Here is a 16,343-nt window from a genome sequence, read left to right on the forward strand (position 1 = left end):
TGTCTTTGAGTGTTGATGTTTCGTATTGAGAACGCAATCGTAATGCGTCTAAAACGCGATAAAATTGGGAAAAATGGCGTTAACACGCGGCTTGTGTCACTTATCGGTATACTGTATTCCAAACGCTGGAAACAATCTAAACACCAAATTTGTCTTTGTTATAATCAAAATTCAAGACAACGCCTATGAAAACTAAAAACATGACCTAGGCTTGGAGCGCTTTCAAATCATCTAAGGAGAGATAAATGAAACGCGAGCATAGATACATGCTTTATCCCGTTGCGTTGTTATTCGCATCGTCTACCAGTGCATTCGCTAAGACCAATCAACACGCTGCTATAAACGATAAATATATTGTGGTTCTTAAGAATGATAAGAAACAACTTCATCAAGAATCCCAAATGCTCACTACGATGATGTCCAATGAATTGGAAAATCATTTAGGCATAAAGGTATCGCGGGTATTTTCGGGGGAATTTAACGCGCTCGTTGTCCAAGCAACACAACAACAAGTGAAGCAGCTAAGAGATGACCCAAACATTGCATACATTGAAAAAGACAGGAAAATCCAAGTAGCACCAGTAAAATCAAAGGAATTATTGGACTCAGTTATTTGGGGATTAGACCGTATAGATCAGCGTAATTTACCTTTAGATGGCATCTATAATTACGTCGAAACAGGTCAAGGTGTTTCGGCCTATGTGATTGATACTGGTATTAACGTTGGACATACCGAGTTTCAAGGGCGGGCGACTCATGGATATGATTTTGTTGAGAATGACAAGGACGCAAGTGATTGTAATGGGCACGGTACGCACGTCGCGGGAACGATTGGTGCACGCAATTATGGAGTAGCAAAAGCCGTTAATCTGGTTGGCGTGCGCGTTCTAGACTGCTCAGGTAGTGGTTCCTATTCTGATGTCATTGCTGGAATTGATTGGGTAAAGCAACACGCGAACCGACCAGCCGTTGCCAATATGAGCCTTGGCGGTGGAATTTCACAAGCAATAGATGACGCGGTAAATGCGGCAGTTCGTTCAGGTATCAATTTCGTCGTAGCAGCAGGCAACGATAATGATTTAGCGTGCAACTATTCACCAGCTAGAGCACAAGAGGCATTAACGGTTGGTGCCAGCACGCGCACTGATAGGCGAGCTGAATATTCCAATTTTGGTAGTTGCGTTGACGTGTTTGCACCAGGCAGCGACATCACATCTACTTGGATAGGGTCGTCTACGGCAACTCACGTTATTAGTGGTACATCGATGGCTGCACCACATGTTGCTGGAGCGGCAGCTCTGCTTCTTGAAAGTAAGCCGAATTTGTCTCCGCCAGAAATTAAAGCAGAACTTATTCGCAGAAGCTCGAAAAACAAATTAACGGATCTAAAAGTAAATTCGCCGAATCATCTGTTATTTTCGTTTGATGGTGAAACACCGGACCCAGATGTGCCAATACCGGAGCTTACACTTAATAATGGCATTGCGGTAAGTGGATTGCGCGATACGCAGCAGTTTTACAAGTTTACATTAACCAATAGTGAGCCTTCATTGCAGGTTTTGTTGACAGGTGGAAATGGCGATGCAGACCTTTATGTGAGGCAAGGGGTAAAGCCGACAATAACCGATTACGACTGCCGACCCTTTCAATCTGGAAACAATGAAAGCTGTGAATTTGCGAATCCAAAGCAAGGTGAATGGTATGTCATGCTTAATGCGTATCAAGGGTACAGTGGAGCAATATTAAAAGCACTGGTGGGAAGTCGTACAGACGTATGTACGGGGCTTTGCTTGCAAAATGGTATCCCAGTTACAGACCTCTCCGGAGGATTAAACTCGGATATACGTTATACCTTTGATGTGCCGCCCAATACTCAAGTGTCGATTCAAACTTCAGGTGGAACGGGCGATGTAGACCTCTTCGTACGGATGAATAAACCGCCGACAACAGGACTCTATGATTGCCGCCCTTTTGAAACAGGTAACCGTGAACAATGTGTGCTGGACAGTAAAGCGGGTGGGATTATGCATATTTTATTGAGAGGTCAAGCTCGATACAGCGGAGTTACGTTACTTGGTAACTACGTTGAATAGAATAAATATAACTTGTTGTAACTTCGCTATTTAATTTAATGGTGATGTTTAATTTATTGATTTATAAGGCTCAAATTTTATTGAGCCTTTATTCGTATTTTTTATTTTGGACTCGCAAAAGAAACAAAACTTGTTACATTTTTCCTAAGCAAGGTCGATAAGTTGGGGACTAATATTGATGTAGCTACAACAATATTGTTCGGCAATAGCCACTTCGACCAACCTTAATTTACAGGGTTCAAGGGATAAAATATGAAGGCAAGTTTGTTCGCCAAATTGGGATTGCTGTTAATGATGAGTCTATCAATTAACGTGCAAAGCCAAACGGTCAATGATAAATCTCCACTTGGTATCAACGTAACGGGTATTAATTATTGGTCAAGTCAGTGGATGCTGATTGACGTAATGAAGCAAGCATCGGATGGTCAAGGCCACCTCTGGGCACCAGGTAATAGTTCAACATGGCACACTGGCGAATACGACAAATTGGATTTAGACGATCAAGGTTGGCCAAAGTCACTGCCGAAGGAAGACGATCAGACCGTTCAATATCGTTATGTAACCAGCATTGTTTTTGGTGACAATCATCATGCACCGACAGGGCGATATGTGGTGTTATACGACGGTGAGGGGACACTGGAGTACATAGGTCCGAGCAAAGTGTCTTCGCTATCAAGTCCTGGGCGCGACATCCTTAATTTGCCAAAAGACAGCGCGTTGATGGTGCGTATCACTCAAACAGATCCAAACAACAACGGCAATTATCTTCGTAATATTCGCATTATTTCACCGGGGGGGATTTGTAACCGTGATGCGTTCCACTTTGCAAATCGCCCTAGCGATTGCGAAGCTACATTCACACCTTTTGAGTACTTGTACCAAACGCAAACATTCCATCCGTTGTTTTTAGAAGACATTAAGCGCTTTGGCTCGTTACGCTTTCTGAATATGTTTATCACCAACGGCAATGGTGAACAAACATGGGAAACTCGAAGCGCATTTAATTACGCTACATGGGCATTAGGCACGGGCGCACCATTTGAAACAGCAATAAAAATGGCCAACAAAGTTCAAGCTGAGCCTTGGTTCAATGTCCCTGCGAGAGTGAACGACGACTACATAAAAGAGATGGCGAAACTTATCAAAAGCCAACTCGATGGTAACTTATCTTTTGCCATTGAGCTTGGAAATGAAATTTGGAATAACGCCTATCCTTATTCGCTTGATGCAACGTGGATGGAGCAGCAAGGCCGGGCAACATGGCCGCAAGCAGCGGTCACTGATTTTGAATTTCGACTCAATTACTTTGGCATGCGCTCCGCGCAAATGTGTCAATTATTTAAGGCAGAGTTCGGTGAACAAGCATCTCGCGTTAAGTGCATGATGGGTGGCTTTGTTGCCAACGATTGGGTAACAGACCGTATCTTGAGTTGTCCACTGTATGCGCAAACTGAAGGCGGTTATGTGTGTTCTAAAGACATGTATGGTGTCGCTATTGCGCCGTATTTCGCTGGCTACTTTCATGAAGATAAATATTTGCCTCTATGGCAAGACTGGCTAGATAACGAGTTCCGAAAAAGGCTTTAGCCAACTATTTCAAGAAATGTATGATGGACTGCTTTATCTGCGCACCTATGACCCCGATGAGCCTGATTGGGCGCAAGCACCAGAGCATGGCGCAATTGCAATGACGACAGAGTTTATAAAACGAAATAAGCAAGTTGCGGATAAACATGGTATCAAACTGACGGCCTACGAAGGCGGACAACACATTACGTTTGCTGGCAATCTCTCCGGTGAACGCGAACGGATAAACAACGAACTATTTTTGCCCGCTAATCGTGACCCAAGAATGGGGCAGGCAATGCGTGCTATTTACCAAACATGGAAAGAGCAAGGAGGCGAAATATTCAACGTATTCGAGAGCACGGCAACGTGGGGGCGATGGGGGGCATTTCCATTGAAGGAATACCAATTACAACCAGATAGTGAAGCTCCAAAATTTGCCGCAACGAAAGGTTTTATTGAGCAGACTCCCTGCTGGTGGTCACTGTGCGAACGCACGACACAAACGCCAATCGCGTACAATCAAACCCAAGCCCCTTATGTAAATGATTACGATATTTATGGTGATGATGATAGCGGTACGCCTGATCCAGACCCAACCGATCCAGAACCGCAAACACCGATCACGTTAACCGCGGAAGTTAGACCTGAAACGTGGGGAGTCGCGCTTACTTGGAATGCAACAAACAATGACGTTTTTGCATATTATATTTACCGTGATGGTGAGTTTATCGGCCATGTTGATGCAACAGGTAACCATTTTAACAATGACTGGCTAACGCTGAATGTGGATTATCATTTTGTCGTCACAGCAGTGAGCCAAACATCGGAAGTCTTGGCGCAGTCCAATGAAGTTGTTACTAAAGCGGGGGATTCTGTTGCACCATCGGCAGTTAGCCTGTCGGGAGAGCCGTTGTCTGAGAGCGGCAATCGATTGAGTTGGTCAACATCGACAGACAATACGGGAATTCGATTTTACCTGATCTATCGAAATGGTGTGCAGTTTACGCATGTTGATGGGGTGAGCACATCGTGGACTGATCCTTGGCCACCATCTGGTGTGGTTAGCTATCAAGTTCAGGCTGTTGACCTCTATGAGAATCATTCAGCTATGTCGAATGTGACGAGTTTACCATTCGCGTTGACTGCAGAGCCGATTGCAGAAGTGTATGGCGTGAAATTATCATGGAGTGAATTAAGTCAAACCAAGTACTATAAAATTTACGTAGATGGTCAACTGCGCGCTCATACAGATGGGTCAACATCAAAAACAATTGAGTGGCTCTCGCAGCATGAAATTCATGAATTCTATGTTGTTGCTGTCGATGATGAAGAACATGTACTTGCAACGACGCCAATAATACAAAGTTTCGCGGGCGACTCCGAAGCCCCATCACAAGTGACAGGGCTTCAGTCCCAGAGTGATGGAGCATATGGTTTTACCCTTTCATGGCAACCAGCGAGTGATAACACGGGTGTACAATTTTACCTTATTTACCGAAACGGTGAGCCATACACGCACGTGTCAGGCGACATTACATCTTTTGTTGACGAATGGCCGCCGCAAGGAACACTGAGCTATCAAATTGTGGCAAAAGACGCCTACCACAATATGTCTATACCGTCAGAGGCGGTGATAGCACGTTAAGCCATGATAAGAGAGCAAATTAGACACACAGTTGGCTGTGTCTAATTTGCTCAACGTGTTTGTCATGAAGAGCCTACCTCTTGATAATCGCGTACTATTCTTTTGATTTTTACAAGCCTGTCACAGTGAAAATTGGTCTTAAGTACTGCGGTTATGCTAAGGTGCGATTGCGCAATCAACAGGGACTGTTTCGTCATGAATATTTTGGCATTGATAATCGGCATTTTGGTGGCGATTTTTATCGTTACCCGTTTCCCAAGCCCTACGAACCCGAAAAAGTCTACGTATTATCCAATTTTACTGGCTACTTTCCCGCTCTACTATGTCGTGTTTGCGCTCAGTGTTTTGCATATTGACGCTCTTATTCAAGAGGTACTTTATTCACTGTGGTTTATTATCCCGGCGTTACTTGCATTTAAGTTCTCGGCTCGACCTTTTCTGTTTCTACTCGGCACCGCATATTTGGGACATGCAGTTTATGACGCATTTCATGAGCAGCTATTTATTAATAATGGCACACCGAGCTGGTGGCCTGAGTTTTGTGGCGCAGTGGATGGGCTACTTGGGCTTTTCATACTTTATAAAGTCTGGCGACGACATCAAACCGATGAGAGAGACAAATGATACGTTCATTCAATGTCCACTTAGTGCCGATTAATTTTAACAATGCGCAATTTTGTTTCTGTCCGCTGGAACCAAGTGTTGCTGCCGCTGATTATGACGCTGTTATGGAAAACCCGCGCTATTTACAAGGGGTGTTTGGGCCAGATAGTCAATGGCCTAACGAGTTAATGACTTACGCTGAAAACCTCGCTAGTTTAGCGGTTCATCAAGCTGAATTCGAGCGCCAGGAAGCCTTTGCGTATTCTATTTTTAACAGCGAAAGAACGCGTTGTTTAGGTTCGATTTATGTGGAACCATGCCGGCTCAATGAATTCGATTGCGAAGTTTATTTTTGGGTTCGACAATCCCAAATGGCTTTAGAAAACGCGTTGTTCGACGTTATACAAACTTGGCTAAAATCAACGTGGATGTTCTCAAAAATCGTATTCCCTGGCCGCACGGTTTCCTGGCTAGAATGGCAAGAAAAACTTGCTGGAAATGAATAATTAACTTTAGACTTTTCAATATAGTAGTAACGATATGAATGACAAACAAGTGCGTGTTGGCGTTGCGGTGGTGATTGTACGCCATGGCCGTATTCTTTTGGGTGAACGTATTGGCGCTCATGGTGCGCACACGTGGGCGACACCTGGGGGGCATCTCGAATTTGGGGAGTCGATTGCGGAGTGTGCTATACGCGAAGTGGCCGAAGAAACCGGTCTCATTGTGAAAGAAGTAACCGAGCTTGGTTTTAGCAACGACGTTTTCGCCAGCGATAGTAAGCACTATGTGACGGTATTTGTGCATGCAGAGGTTTCAGAGGGGCAAGAAGCCCAGATACTGGAGCCACATAAATGTTTGCAATGGGTTTGGTATGAATTGGATGCGCTTCCGTCCGCTTTATTCTTGTCGCTTAAAAATTTCATGTCGAAATCACCAGATGTAATCACTAATCTGATGTAATCACTAATTTGATGTAAAAAACAATTTCACGAAAATGCGCGGAAAAACCGCGCATAAGACCGTGAAAGTGAACGGTTGTTATTTCCACCATGGCGTGGTTGGATACGCTTTTCCTAGCGTTACCGTTTCACCTACGATTGGTGTACACAGCGCAACGTGTTCTTGAGCTGCTGCTGCGGATACACGATTGAGAGGTTCGTACCAGGCATGAAATGCCAAATCAAACGTTCCATTGTGGATAGGCATCATGACTTGACCGCGCAAATCTAAATGCGCCTGAACACTTTCTTCAGGAGTCATGTGAATGTCGTGCCAGTCTTTATCGTATGCGCCCGTTTCAATTAACGTAAGGTCAAAAGGACCGAATCTGTCACCAATTTCTTTGAAACCATTGAAGTAGCCGGAATCTCCGCTAAAGAAGAGTTTCTGACCGTTCGCCTCAATGACCCATGAACCCCAAAGAGTTGTGTTAGCATCAGATAATCCTCGGCCCGAAAAGTGCTGAGTTGGCGTAAACGTAACCATTGAGTTACCTAACGAAGTCGATTGCCACCAATCGAATGATGAAATGTTATTTTCATCAACACCAAAGCGCTTTAAGTCACCTTCCACACCCATTGGCACATAGAAATGTTTAACCTTCTCCTTAAGTGCAATGATCGCATTTTTGTCTAAATGGTCGTAATGGTTGTGTGAAATCAGGACTCTATCGATTGGTGGTAAGTTGGCAATACTAATGGGTGTGGGTTGAAAACGTTTTGGACCAATGAAACTAAAAGGTGAAGCTCTATCTGAAAAGACAGGATCAAGTAACCAGTATTCACCTAACACTTTCAAAATGAACGAAGAGTGACCTAATTTGATCACGTGGATCTCTGAGTTCGATAAACCATCGAGTAAATCTCTTGAAACCACTTTCATTGGCAATGCTTGATTAGGCTCTGTATCTATACGGTTCTCGCGAATATAACGCCACATGATTTTGAGTGTTTTTGCTAAAGTAGTTGGAGCCGTTGGCGTTTCATTAATAAATTTACCATTCTCATGGTGTTGAGATGTCAAAGTGCTTTCATCAATTTGAGCATTTAAATTGTTAATCATAAATCCACCTCCAATGCCGAATGCTGCAAAAACTAACCACGTGATGCGTTTCATAAAATCTACCACAAAGTAAACTACACTGTGCAGTTTACTTTGTTTTTTATAAAAGTAAACTGTGTAGTGTAACTTTTGTGTGTTTCGGTTATTATAGGGTTAACGAAATTAGCCCTATGACCTTGAAACACGATGAAACTTTCTGAGAAAAAACGATTGCAAATAGTTACCGCGGCTGAATCATTGTTCGCATCGCAAGGCGTTGAAGCGACGAGTATGGATCAGGTTTCTTCGCTTGCCGAGGTTTCGAAGCGCACGGTTTATAATCATTTTGCAACCAAAGCTGAGCTGTTTCAGGCCGTATTAGAAGCCATGTTCGCTAAAGTTGATCAAGGTAAACAATTTCAGTTTACCTCGGATTGCTCGATTGAATCACAGTTAATGGAGATAGCAGCACAAGAAGTCGAATTGTTGACGTCGCCAGCGTTTTTAAAAATAGCGAAAGTTGCTTTTATGCAGATGTTGCAAGACGCCAACTTAGCAAACTCGTTAAATGGTCAGTCTGTCGGGTGTTTGCGATTTTTTGAACAGTTTCTGTCCGATGCGGTGAAAGCGGAGGTGTTAACTGTCGACGATGTGTCGTTAGCTGCAAAGCAATTTGTTTATCAGCTCAAATCGTTGCTGTTCTACCCTCTGCTTTATGGTATTTCGAGCAAAGATGAGACTCAATGTTGATTATTTAGTGCTTGAAACCGTGAAACTGTTTCTTGCTCGATACCAAAAGTAGCCTATTCAAGAACACGTTTAAGCGTCGGATAAGAAAAGCGCCTTCTCATCCGACAAAACATGCGCTTACCATTCGATATCTTGAACCGCCGTTGAGACTCATCGTCGTTGGACACACTTTAGGTATATCTTTAAACAAGTCAATAAAGTGATTTTGCACTCGTTTCATGTCAATTAAATGCATGCCGTTTGCAAACCCAAACCAGACATAGAGTCCGTTCAAATCGCTAAACATATCTGGAACATACATTGGCGCCTCAATTGTCCCATCTAAATAGGCGCCATAGAGAGCCGGAATATCGTGTAAATTCAATTTACCAACAAACAACATTGGAATGAGTTCTGGGCGGCCTGCAGAAATGGCGCTGTGAATAAAATTGAGGTTCTCAACGAAACCTCTGACGTACGAGAGATCTTTCGTAAAGGCCGAACCGCCATCGACTCTACCGCCTCGGAATACACGCTGAGCAACGGCGTAACTGTCATTTTTACTGAGTCCAACGTTCACAAAGTGACGGTAAACATCTAAAAAGTCTGCACCTTCTTCTGCCATGTGGATAGCAGTAACACGGTCACTGATCCTTCTTGCTCTGGCTGGAAAACTAGCGAAGGTGAGTGTTTCCATAAGCACGGCAAGCCCCTCTTGGTGTGCGGCGATGCGCGGAGACCCCACACCAAGCCACGTAGCATAAGGTTGAGCGCGACCGTTCAAGGTTGTACCAACATGGACCCAGCCTTCATGCACCTCCAGCACGCGTAAATCTCGATCTGAAAATGACGAGCGGGAGTTGAGTTTAATGCTGTCACCACCGGCAGCAGCATCCGACACTATGCCATCAGATAGCTTGACTTGAACATTATGACGGGTGAAGTAGGTATCCAATTTACTTTGCAGGATCTCGACGCTTTTCGGTGCATCGTACAATTTCGGTTGGGCGAACGAAATGTGTTTTGCTGCGGGTAAGTGGAAAATGCCACAAAGATGTTCCCCCACCTCTTTTAGCGAACGGCGATCGCCAATCAAATGGTCGTGCGCGGACCCATATAATGCGCGACTGTGATCGATAAACCCAGTGGTGCCCCGGTCCTTAATTAAGTCCATGACCTGCAAGTACTGCTGTGTTGTGTCTTGCAATATCAATCCGAGCGCATCTTTTTTACCTAGCGTTTTTTTTATGTCCGCTAATAAGCTTTTCAACTCACCTTTAACTGTATTTAAGTCAAAGTCTAATGGAATTGACTGGTAATACGCTTTGTCAGCAGGTGGCGGTGTTTTCTCCCCTTTCGCAAAAAACTCTTCACGCCAATGTGGGGGCCATTTTATGGCATCTAGAATTCGAATTGGCTGTTGAATTGCAACTAGACGGTCTGAAAGTGTTTTAAGGTTTTGTTGATAAGCGGTCGGATTGCTCGGCATTCGATAAACTCAGCATTGTAATTATCTTAAATGTAAGTCATAACCAAGTAATTGAATAGCAAAAATAATCAATCGTTTTGGTCAGATAAATACATAGTAGGAACATTATGGATAACTTAAAAGTGTTTAACGCAACACGCGGCCAGTGTCTTTGCGGGCAAGTCAAATATGAATTGAACGGCGAAGCTTCTTCCTTTCATTTATGCTATTGCAGTCGATGTCGTCACAGCACGGGGTCAGCGCATGCGGCGAACGTGTTTACAAAGCCTGAAGCAATTAAATGGGTCTGTGGTGAGGAGCAAATTAAACGTTTTGAACTCGCACAGGCAAAGTCATTTGCAAAGCAGTTTTGCCAGAATTGCGCAGGCGCAGTACCGTATTTAAATAAAGCCGGTACGTTCCTTGTTGTTCCTGCGGGTTCTTTGGTCGATGAGATTGCGTTTGACCCTGATGACCGCATATTTACGGACTCAAAAGCAAAATGGACAGAATGTATTTTCGAGCTACCCACATTTGAACGTTATCCAGACAAATTTTGAAACACTATAATTTCTTGTTTACATCGCAAATAGCTGGTGTGAAAAGTAAATAGGTAGTTAGATAACATCAACAATAACAAGCAGGATAGAACAATGAAACGTCTATTTACCTTGGCGCTCGTCAGTGCTGCGTGTAGTTTCACTACACAAGCAGAGTCGCTGAAGCCGATTAATGTATTTGATCTCGAGTACGCAAGCCAAGTCGACATTAGTAATGATGGTAAAACGACTTATTTCGTTCGCAATCGGATGGACATCAAAACGGATAAGAAAGTCGGTAATATTTGGTCAGTGGATAATACCAGCGGTGAAATGCTGCCTGTGACGTCGGGCGTGCACCGAGATTTCGCACCGGTTTTATCACCAAAAGGGGATAAACTAGCGTTTATTTCGACACGCGATGGAAGCCCACAAGTGTACATTAAATGGCTGAAAACCAACGCAGTTGCAAAGCTAACGAATCTTACACAATCACCGGGAAAAGTCACTTGGACGCCTGATGGAACTGGTCTTGTGTTTAGTATGTTCGTACCTAAGGCGAGTAAAACACCCGTTCATGTAGCGGGTAAGCCAGAAGGGGCTACGTGGGCGAAACCAGCCGTGTTTATAGACGATGTTTATTATCGTGTAGATGGAATGGGTTATCTAGACCAAGGTTTTGAGCATTTATTCTGGATTAGTGCGGATGGTGGAAATGCGAGACAATTGACCTCTGGTGACTATGACCACGGTGGTAAGGTCAGTTTTAGTCGAGACGGTAAAACGCTCTATTTCAGTGCGAATCGACGTGAAAATAACGCGTTAAAACCAACAAACGACGAAATCTACTCGCTTGATATGGATTCAAAGGAAATTACCGCGATTACGTCGCGTTTGAAGTTCAGATCGTTACCCTGAAGTATCACCAAATGGGCGCTACCTAGCCTATTTAGGGCATGATGACAAACAAACAAACTATGAAAACAATCTATTGTATGTAATGGATTTAAAGTCTGGTGAAACAGAAGCTTACGGTGAAGAACTAGACCGAAACTTCAGTCGACTTAAATGGGCGGGGAACAGTAATGCTGTTTACCTTGAATATGATACAGAAGGGCAAACGTCTCTAGGCGTACAAAAGCTAAAAGGTAAGTTCTCTGTTGTAACAAAACAGATAGGCAGCACATCCTTTGGAAGACCTTATTCTGGCGGTGACTTTGATGTCAGTGACCGTGGTATAGTTGCGATTACGCTAGCCGATACACAGCGTCCTGCTGATATCGCTGTTGTTGACAAAGGTGAAGTTAAGCGCCTTACGCACTTGAACGACGATGCACTTGCTGACATTACGCTTGGCAACGTTGAAGAAATTTGGGTGAAATCCAAATTCGATGGACTGGATATTCAAGGCTGGGTTGTTTATCCACCCGAGTTCGACGCAACCAAAAAATACCCCATGATTCTAGAGATCCATGGTGGGCCAGTCGCTAACTACGGACCTCATTTTGCTTCTGAACTTCAGTTAATGGCAGCAAAAGGCTACGTTGTACTGTATATGAATCCTCGAGGAAGTGATTCATATGGCAAGAAGTTTGCGCAAACAATCCACCATAACTACCCAAGCAATGATTTTGATGATCTAATGACGGGTGTTGACACCATGTTAGCTAAAGGGTTTATAGATAAAGACAAACTGTTTGTAACAGGTGGATCGGGTGGTGGCGTGCTAACTGCTTGGACGGTAGGGCATACCGATCGCTTTGCTGCAGCGGTGGTCGCAAAACCAGTAATTAACTGGTATTCATTTGTACTGACGGCAGACGCATACCCATTCTTTAGTGATTATTGGTTCCCAGGTAAACCTTGGGATCACATGGAACACTATATGAAGCGTTCGCCAATCAGCTATGTAGGCAATGTAAAGACACCGACAATGCTACTGACTGGAGAGTCGGACTACCGAACGCCGATATCGGAAACAGAACAATTCTATCAAGCGCTGAAACTACAAGGCGTAGAAAGTGCAATGGTCCGTATCCCAGATGCTTCACACGGCATTACTGCGCGTCCATCAAATCTTCTGACGAAAGTTGAATATATTTTGTGGTGGTTTGAAAAGCACCAAACGAAAAAAGAACAGTAGTCGTTCAAAACAAAAGGGCTTCACACGGAAGCCCTTTTTTGATTTATGTGACCCATCCTAATTAGCGTTGACACTTTTCAAATGATGAGCCTCGTAATCCTTTGGTGAATCTATTCCTAGATGACCAATTAACTCAGACGAATGACGCCAAAAGCCGTGTGGTGCTTTAAGAGCTTGTCGGAATATGACTATAGATAGATTTATAGAGTGCTTGTATCTCGATTGGCTTACCAACGCAGTCTGCAAAGTGATTGTTTAAATAATACTCGACGTCTTTCGCCATAACGTTTGCGGTTAATGCAATAATCGGTTTCTTGAAGCCTTGTTCGATAAGTTGGTTACACGCGCCAACACCGTCCAAATTCGGCATTTGTATGTCCATGAAAATAGCATCAACATAATATTTTTGGGCGATAGCAACGGCTTCTACACCGTCATTGGCAATCAAAATCTCCGCTCCTGTCTTTTTGACCATTGCGCAGAATACGGTTTGGTTGATTCTGTTATCTTCCGCGAGTAACAGCGTTTTTCCTGTTAAGTCTGGAGGAACAACTGCATCAGCTATTTTTTTAACTTGTTGAGTTTCGCGTTTGAATGGCAGGCATACTTTAAACGTCGTCCCTTTACCTTCTTCACTTTGCACCGTTACTTCGCCATTCATCAGTTCAATAAGTTGCTTGATGATAGAAAGACCAAGGCCTGTGCCGCCATATTTTCGAGTGGTAGACGTGTCTGCCTGCGAAAATCGATTAAATAATCGTCCGAGCTGAGCTTCAGACATCCCGATGCCAGAATCTTGTATCGAGAATTCTACTTTTTCTTCTGTGCCCTTGAGTGAAATTCTGACGTCACCTTCGTGCGTGAACTTCAGGGCGTTAGATAAGAGATTCCGAAGAATTTGTTTTATCCTAAGTGTGTCAACTTTGCGTAAAACTTCAAAGTCTTCATCGACATTTAGCTTGATTGGAACTTGTTTGTTTTTAGAAACGTCCTTGAACTCGATGCACACCTCTTCGAAAAGGAGTTTTAAATCATAGACAACGTATTCAAATGATAACTTCCCTGCTTCCATTTTGGAAAAGTCTAAAATGTCGTTGAGTAAATGTAATAACGATTTGGCTGAAACCAGACCTGTATCGACGAGTTCTTTATTTTCCGGATCGTGTTCAACCTCAGCAAGCAGTTGAAATGTGCCCAAAATTCCATTCATCGGTGTGCGAATTTCGTGGCTCATGTTCGCTAAGAACAGTGATTTCGCTTGCTCAGAAAGTTCGGCCTTTTGTTTTGCCAGCCTTAAATTCGATACATGTTCATCAAGCTTGTCGGCCATGTCATTGAAGGTATCTTGCAAAGTTTGCAGTTCACTAAAATGCACAGCATCTTGCGATTTCTTAAAGTTGCCAGTGGAAAAATCGTGACATTGCTTTTCTAAGCGTTTCAATGGCTGGATTAAACGTCGACCGAAGTAATTCAAAAACCATACAACAAGCAACAAATCAATGATGCTGATGAATACCGTTAAGTAAAGAGAATGTACAAAGCGTTCAGTATAAATACTTTTTGAATGTTGCACATTAATCGTGGCGTTCGGCCAAGTATTATCTGTATTTTCAAAAAGACTGATGGATTGCGAAAAACTGTCGGTAAATGGCTTGCCTTTTTCAAACCACACTTGCTGGTTTGATTCGATGGTTAAGTGTTCGCTTAGGTTGCTTTTTTCATGCGAGGCATTTGCAATAACAGCATCCAAATCGACTTCAACGAATAGAGCGCCTGTATAACGATAAGGCCGTACGAGCGATTGAAGCGCTTCACGAAGCGGGATAACAAACAGCAATTTTCCATTTTCAGAATTGGCATCTTGTAATTGTTGAGGTGGGAAAATGATGGCACGAATACCTAAGTTAGGCTTTTTTGACAAAATAATGTCTTCGCTGAGCTGCGAGATTTCAGTAATGCCCCAGCGTAGGGTATGCAATGGATAACCATCGGTAATGTAAGGCGAACCATCAGCAATAAAGGCACTTTTTACCAGGCTATTGTCTTTAACCAGATCGGTAAGCTGTTTTAAAGCAAATTGGGTATAGAGCAAATTATTGGGCGAATCTGCGAGAACTTTGTTGTCCATCAACGGGACGAGCAAATAACTCAGCTCGGTAATTTGGTTTTTAATATCGTACTTAAGACCATAGGCGCGCCGAGAGACGTTTTCAATGGCAACGTCTTCTGCTTGTTTGTAGGAAGCATAAGCAAAATAGAATATCTCCGCGGTAAAGAGCAGTAATATAAATCCGCCTATTTTCAGCTTAAACTCAGTTGCTATGCTTTTGTTTTGCATGGTTTATTGACTTGTTTGTAACGTACTGCATGTAATCCGCTGCTTGGGCTGCATTCATAATTCCAGCTTCATATCGGGTGATCCCTTTCAGCATGGCTTCCCACACATACGCCATAGCCGTATCATTTGGTAAGGCTACTGTATTCTCTAAGCCATCGATGAGCAATTGTAAATTGCTGTCATTATGGGACAATTTATCTAGTGTGTCTTGTCGAACCGGTAAAGTATGAAGGCGCGCCCAGACCTGATTTTGAACTTGAGAAGATTGTATAAACTGAGAAAAGGCCTTGAGTAATGCTTTCTTTTTGCCCTCAATGCCCTCATTAGGAAAAGCAATAACATGAGGAGAATAGAACGAGCGCATGGGTCTTGTATGATATGCGGGTAAATTCGCGACGCCAATGTCTTCGCCCATTTTGTCCATCCATTTATTGAATATCCATGAGCCATTAATCACCATGGCGACATTTCCTGATTCAAATTTTTCCACCATACAGCTGTAATTACATTCAATGTCTAAATGGGATTTTTGTTTCAGCTCATCATACATCAGTAGGCTTGAGATCATCGCTTCTGGATCAATAGTGGCATACCCAGCGCGGATTAGTGGCTCATCAAAGGAGTTATAAAATGCCGCAAACCAATACATTTCAAAGTAGTTCCAAGCAATAAGCTCCTTACCTAGTGGTAATTTTGGCGCAAGATTAAATAGTTCAGTCCATGTCCTCGGTGGTTCCTTAATCCACTTTTTGTTGTAATACAGCAGCAGATGATTGCCAAAGATAAAAGGGATCCCCTTGTAACCAGAACCATGTTTTGTACTTTCTCGCGCTTTGGGATTAAGTGCCTGATTTAGCCAGTTGTCTGGAATCGTTGAAAATTGCAGTTGCTCTAAACCCAAATAATCAGAGGGAACAATGACGACATCCGGTAACGAAGCGGAATTGGCTTTTTGTAGCAGTTGGGATTTTAGTTCGTTATTTTCAAAGGCCATCACTTCAATTTGGATGCCTGTTTTGTGCGTGAATTCATTAAAAAATGGTTTGAAATCATAATTTTCAATGCCGACTGCAACAGACAAACTAGCACTATTTGCAAAAGCATTGCTAACTACTGAGATAACTAACGCCAACAGCGTAATTGATTTTTTAAGTACGTTAAACATAGCCGCCG

At 43.2% G+C, this 16,343-nt stretch carries 12 protein-coding genes and 1 pseudogene; 9 read left to right on the forward strand and 4 right to left on the reverse strand.

Annotation, left to right across the window (positions count from 1 at the left end):
• Positions 1-245: 245 nt before the first annotated feature.
• The 6 genes from J5O05_RS18085 to J5O05_RS18110 all read left to right on the forward strand — a co-directional run bounded on the left by J5O05_RS18085 (position 246) and on the right by J5O05_RS18110 (position 6,873).
• Complete coding sequence (locus J5O05_RS18085) at positions 246-2,093, forward strand: S8 family peptidase (RefSeq protein WP_244370153.1); 1,848 nt, start codon at positions 246-248, stop codon at positions 2,091-2,093.
• A 252-nt stretch (positions 2,094-2,345) separates the two neighbouring features.
• Positions 2,346-3,680, forward strand: coding sequence for a hypothetical protein (locus J5O05_RS18090; protein WP_208845026.1), 1,335 nt, complete (start codon positions 2,346-2,348; stop codon positions 3,678-3,680).
• A 16-nt stretch (positions 3,681-3,696) separates the two neighbouring features.
• Positions 3,697-5,307 (forward strand): hypothetical protein, encoded by a 1,611-nt coding sequence (locus J5O05_RS18095; protein WP_208845027.1) that lies wholly within the window; start codon positions 3,697-3,699, stop codon positions 5,305-5,307.
• A 195-nt stretch (positions 5,308-5,502) separates the two neighbouring features.
• Entirely contained in the window at positions 5,503-5,931 is a 429-nt protein-coding gene (locus J5O05_RS18100; RefSeq protein ID WP_208845028.1) for a hypothetical protein, read from the forward strand.
• Positions 5,928-6,416 carry a hypothetical protein gene (locus tag J5O05_RS18105; protein ID WP_208845029.1) on the forward strand — a complete coding sequence of 163 codons (489 nt, stop codon included), beginning with the start codon at positions 5,928-5,930 and terminating at the stop codon, positions 6,414-6,416. Before J5O05_RS18100 ends, J5O05_RS18105 begins: the two co-directional genes overlap by 4 nt.
• A gap of 34 nt (positions 6,417-6,450) precedes the next feature.
• Entirely contained in the window at positions 6,451-6,873 is a 423-nt protein-coding gene (locus J5O05_RS18110; protein ID WP_208845030.1) for a nucleotide triphosphate diphosphatase NUDT15, read from the forward strand.
• 78 nt (positions 6,874-6,951) lie between these two features.
• On the opposite strand, the gene J5O05_RS18115 is transcribed toward J5O05_RS18110, so the two are convergent.
• Complete coding sequence (locus J5O05_RS18115) at positions 6,952-7,974, reverse strand: MBL fold metallo-hydrolase (protein WP_208845031.1); 1,023 nt, start codon at positions 7,972-7,974, stop codon at positions 6,952-6,954.
• A 186-nt stretch (positions 7,975-8,160) separates the two neighbouring features.
• Here J5O05_RS18115 and J5O05_RS18120 point away from each other — a divergent pair, with 186 nt between their 5' ends.
• Positions 8,161-8,703, forward strand: a complete 543-nt coding sequence (locus J5O05_RS18120; RefSeq protein WP_244370154.1) for a TetR/AcrR family transcriptional regulator — start codon at positions 8,161-8,163, stop codon at positions 8,701-8,703.
• 97 nt (positions 8,704-8,800) lie between these two features.
• Here J5O05_RS18120 and J5O05_RS18125 read toward each other — a convergent pair whose 3' ends face one another.
• Positions 8,801-10,171 carry a flavohemoglobin expression-modulating QEGLA motif protein gene (locus tag J5O05_RS18125; protein ID WP_208845032.1) on the reverse strand — a complete coding sequence of 457 codons (1,371 nt, stop codon included), beginning with the start codon at positions 10,169-10,171 and terminating at the stop codon, positions 8,801-8,803.
• 107 nt (positions 10,172-10,278) lie between these two features.
• Between J5O05_RS18125 and J5O05_RS18130 the strand changes: the two genes are divergently transcribed.
• Entirely contained in the window at positions 10,279-10,710 is a 432-nt protein-coding gene (locus J5O05_RS18130) for a GFA family protein (RefSeq protein WP_208845033.1), read from the forward strand.
• A 93-nt stretch (positions 10,711-10,803) separates the two neighbouring features.
• A pseudogene (locus J5O05_RS18135) lies at positions 10,804-12,832 on the forward strand (S9 family peptidase).
• A 166-nt stretch (positions 12,833-12,998) separates the two neighbouring features.
• On the opposite strand, the gene J5O05_RS18140 reads toward J5O05_RS18135, so the two are convergent.
• Both J5O05_RS18140 and J5O05_RS18145 read right to left on the reverse strand, forming a co-directional pair.
• A complete protein-coding gene (locus J5O05_RS18140) occupies positions 12,999-15,170 on the reverse strand; it encodes an ATP-binding protein (RefSeq protein WP_208845034.1) in 2,172 nt (723 codons plus the stop codon).
• Positions 15,145-16,335, reverse strand: coding sequence for a sugar ABC transporter substrate-binding protein (locus J5O05_RS18145; RefSeq protein ID WP_208845035.1), 1,191 nt, complete (start codon positions 16,333-16,335; stop codon positions 15,145-15,147). Before J5O05_RS18145 ends, J5O05_RS18140 begins: the two co-directional genes overlap by 26 nt.
• Between the last annotated feature and the right edge of the window lie 8 nt (positions 16,336-16,343).

This window comes from Pseudoalteromonas xiamenensis, assembly GCF_017638925.1.
Classification (GTDB): domain Bacteria; phylum Pseudomonadota; class Gammaproteobacteria; order Enterobacterales; family Alteromonadaceae; genus Pseudoalteromonas; species Pseudoalteromonas xiamenensis.